The sequence below is a fragment of the Azoarcus taiwanensis genome, assembly GCF_012910885.1.
In the GTDB taxonomy this organism is placed as follows: domain Bacteria; phylum Pseudomonadota; class Gammaproteobacteria; order Burkholderiales; family Rhodocyclaceae; genus Azoarcus_F; species Azoarcus_F taiwanensis.
Genome location: NZ_WTVM01000213.1, coordinates 1 through 3,870 on the forward strand (window position 1 = coordinate 1; position 3,870 = coordinate 3,870).

Sequence of the window (3,870 nt, forward strand, 5' to 3'; positions counted from 1 at the left end):
GTCTTCACCCTGTGCGTTGAACTGAAAATCCACATACAGACCGCGAAGGCCATTTCCGGGATCCCGGGTGAAGCCCACGCCCGACCCCGAGGTTCCGCCCCCGTTGCCGAACACCATCGCCTGTACGGTCACCGCGGTGCCAAGGCTATCATCGATCGCGTTAAGTCCTCGGTAGGTGACAGCCCGTTCGCTGTCCCAGGACTCGAATACGGCGATGATCGAGCGAAACAGCTGCTCACGCGGGTCCTGAGGAAAATCCTCGCCGCACAGACGCCGGTAGACCTGCAGACTTTCACGCGTCAGCTCCCGAAGGGCCGCATAGTCGAGATCACCGGTGCGCTGCACACCATGGCGCGTCACCCAGTCAGCCTCCAATGCATCGAAGGGGTCCGGAGGAAGCCGGGTCACGACTTCGCCGAAAGAACGTACCAAGCGCCGGTAGGCGTCCCATACCAGTCGCGGGTTGCCGGTTGCTCGCAGAAAACCTTCCAGACTCGCGTCGCATAGACCGATATCGAGCAGCGTATCCATCATGCCCGGCATGGACACCGGTGCGCCTGAGCGCACCGAAACCATCAGAGGTCGGTGCGCGCCCCCAAAATGCCGCCCGGTTCGTTGTTCCAGCCAGCGCACGTGAAGCGGGAGTATCGAATCGAGACTGACCTCCCTGCCCTCGCGCCAACGGCGACACCAGCTCGTGCCGAGCACAAACGCCGGAGGCACATTCAGGCCGACGCGAGCCATGCGTGCGAGATTCCACGCCTTGAAGCCCAGCATGTCGCAATCGCCGGACGTTCCGCCGTCACCGACGGCTATGTGAAAGACCTGCTCCCTGTAGTCAGTCCCGGTCATCGTCATTCCCCCACTTCATGCGACGCTCTGAGCGAGCATCCTGTCTCTGAGCCACTGCACGCTGTGCATCAGTGCGTCGGTCGCACGTTCGAGGTTGGCCGCGATGGCATCCAGCACGTAGAGCTCCCGAGTGTCGATCGCGCCGCCCAGCAAATCACGTCTGACCTGTCGCAAGGCATCGTCCGCAAGACGCTCCAGATCCATGACACGGTGCACCGACTCGAAGAAGTCCTGCATGTCCTCGCGCGCCCCGCCCTGTTTGAAGCTCCGCGCGGCAAGCAAGGCCTTCACGTACTCCTGCGTGGCGGAAAGGGTCAGCCCCTGCAACGTAGCGATGGCACTCATCGCCTTGTGGGCAGAACGTCCGCCAGGGAGCAGTGAGCAGTGAAAGGCTGCCTCCTCCAGTTCGTCGGGCACATCGTCGGCCATGCGAACCAACTCGAGCGGAATGCCTTCGGCCTGGGCACGCGATGCGGCATCCCGTATTCGAATCACGATCTCGTCGGCCTGTCGCTCCCACACCTTGGCTCGAGCCGCCCGCGCCCGCATCGCCCCATGAAAGCCCGCATCATCGGTCTCGAGCCAACCGTCACGCAAACACGCCGCGATTTCGACGGTGATGCATGCGTGCTCGACCAGCAAATCGAAGAGCCCTTGCTCCGCGCTTCTGAAGTAGCCGATCAACTCGGCCCGCAATTCATCGCGAACCAGATCCACCTGCCGACCGGTCAGCATCGCCGCACTGCAGATGCGCAAAGCGAACTGCAGAAAACTGCGTGCGCGCTCGATTCCGACGATCTGGTGCAGGGCTTCCCCGTAGCGGAAGGCACCGCGACCGACCAGCTCAAGCAATTCGAAGAGCATCTGCTGCCCGCCGCAGCGCAGAAAGGCCATGTGGCCGTGGTCGTTGTCGGCCGCCCACGCAAGCAACTCTCGCGCATCGCCCTTGGGAACGAAGAGTTTGAGCTGCTTGCGCGCCTTGTTCCAATCGATCAGGTAGACCAATCTGGAACCGAGATACTCGAGAAAGCGAAGGCAGCCTTCGTGGTCCCGGCCTTCATGCGAGCCAACGGAAAGGTGATAGACCCCGTCCTCCATGCTCTGGTCTGCACGCGAACGAGCGTCCTCCCAGTCGACCTTCCAACCCTTGAACAAACCCTGGAAGAAGAGCAGACGTTGCAGATGAACATCGGTATAGGTGACGCTGACACGGGATCCGATCACGTGGACCACGAGAACATGCGCGTCGGTGGTACCGATATCGTTCTGTATGACCAGCTTCTCACCGGACCGGGTCGCGGTCGTGCCAAGACCCGGGTGATCGAACTTGAGCGCAGCGGTTCGTCGCAAACCAGCCATGAAGGCTTTTATCACCGCGCGGTCGGAATCATCGATGCCATACACCGCCGCACCGTCTATCTCCTCTGCCGCAAGTTCGACCTGAAGGCGGTTGAGCGCCTTGTGAGTGTCCATCACGAGCAGATGCAGGCTGTCGCCTGTCTCCCGCCTTCCGGAGGTCAATAGCGCGATCAAGCTGTCGTCGACAACCTCATGATCGGGCATCTCGAGGTCCGCGAGGAGCAGCTCGAATCGGTCGCGCAAGCCCTGTGGTTGCAGCTCAGGCACGAGATTCGTGCCGCCCTCGAACGGCGCGAGCATTTCTTGCATGTCCTCGCAGATGCCACCGAGCAAGGCGGTAGCCTGCGGGATCCGGAAGCCCCCGTTCTCCCGCGCCGCGCCGAGCACCACCGAGTCGAGCTCCGCCGCCTCGATGCCACAGGCCAGCCGCTCGCCCCGCAGGCAGGCATGATTCTGGTCCGGGTGCAGGGCATGCGCGCGGGCCGCCTGCAGCAAGGCGAATCGATATTTCAATCGATCATTTGCAGCCAGCGCGGCATTGACCAGCGCTGGCATGGCAATGGCATCCTCACCCAAAGCCAGGATGATCTTGCTCTTCACCACCATGCTCGGCCTCCGCCCAAGTCACAAGACTGGCAAGATCCTAGACGGTGAAGGTTGCACGCTTATTGCAGCGCAGGATTCGTTCAGAAAGAGAAGACGAACTGAATGCGTTGCCCCGCAAAGCGAGCGACGACGTATTCGATCGGAATGCCGCCCGGATCGACATTGATGCTTTCCGCAACCAACAGCGGCTGGCCCCTGGACTGATCCAGAAGGCGCGCCTCCGGCCCGGTCGGCAATCGCGTCGTCACTCGGGTCTGTTCGCGCGTGTAGTCCTTGATGCCGATGCTGAACAAGGCCTGAGTCAGTGACCCTGTGCGTTCCAGCGCCTCGATCAACCCCTCGCATCGAGCCTTCGGAAAATAGTGCGTGGCAACGCTCAAGGGCGTGCCATCCACCTCGCGGAGCATTTCGATCAACAGCATCCGCTCACCGTTGACGACGCCCAGCGCCTTGGCGACCTCAGTATCGGCCGCGACCTCTTGCGCCTGAAGTAGCCGTCCGCTGGGTAACCGCTGACGACTCGCGATATTCTCCGAAAAGCGGGTCCGCTTGCCGACCCGATAGTCGACCACGTCTTCCTGTACGAAGGTGCCGCGCCCCTGCTCGACACGGATCAGACCGGCTTCCTGCAGGGCAGCCATTGCTCGGCGCAAGGTATGTCGATTGACCCCGTAGTGCGCCGCGAGTGAGGTCTCGGTCGGCAACTTGTCGCCCGGCTTGTAGACACGCGCACGGATTTCACGGGTGATCGACTCCTCGATCTGCCGCCAAAGCGCAATTCCGGTTACACGCTCCACGTCCATTACCTCCACCAATACGCCACATGATCCATCTTGTTACCCCGGTGCTCATGATGCATGATGCTCAGCAATTCGTCTAGATGTTTAGATGACATTTTTATGACACCTGAAGCCACCGGAAAAGGCATGCAAACAGACCGACAAAGATGGATGTCCGCACTCGCCAGCGCCCCCCGTGAAACGCTTGAGCGCGCCTGGAACGAACTCCAAGAGGCACCCGGATACGAAACTCTGCGTCCGGCCGAAACCGGAC

3 protein-coding genes are annotated in these 3,870 nt (G+C 61.4%); all 3 read right to left on the bottom strand.

Annotated features, from left to right (window positions below; all coding sequences use genetic code 11):
- A partial coding sequence (locus tag GPA21_RS19465) for a PEP/pyruvate-binding domain-containing protein (protein ID WP_281355971.1) occupies positions 1-852 on the bottom strand: 852 nt, incomplete at its 3' end.
- A 15-nt stretch (positions 853-867) separates the two neighbouring features.
- Positions 868-2,817 carry a DUF47 domain-containing protein gene (locus GPA21_RS19470; protein ID WP_168989733.1) on the bottom strand — a complete coding sequence of 650 codons (1,950 nt, stop codon included), beginning with the start codon at positions 2,815-2,817 and terminating at the stop codon, positions 868-870.
- A gap of 80 nt (positions 2,818-2,897) precedes the next feature.
- Positions 2,898-3,614 carry a phosphonate metabolism transcriptional regulator PhnF gene (gene phnF / locus GPA21_RS19475; RefSeq protein WP_168989734.1) on the bottom strand — a complete coding sequence of 239 codons (717 nt, stop codon included), beginning with the start codon at positions 3,612-3,614 and terminating at the stop codon, positions 2,898-2,900.
- Between the last annotated feature and the right edge of the window lie 256 nt (positions 3,615-3,870).

Excerpts from the sequence above, each read along its gene's own strand:
- GPA21_RS19470 (WP_168989733.1), bottom strand. The coding sequence starts at position 2,817 with ATGGTGGTGAAGAGCAAGATCATCCTGGCTTTGGGTGAGGATGCCATT.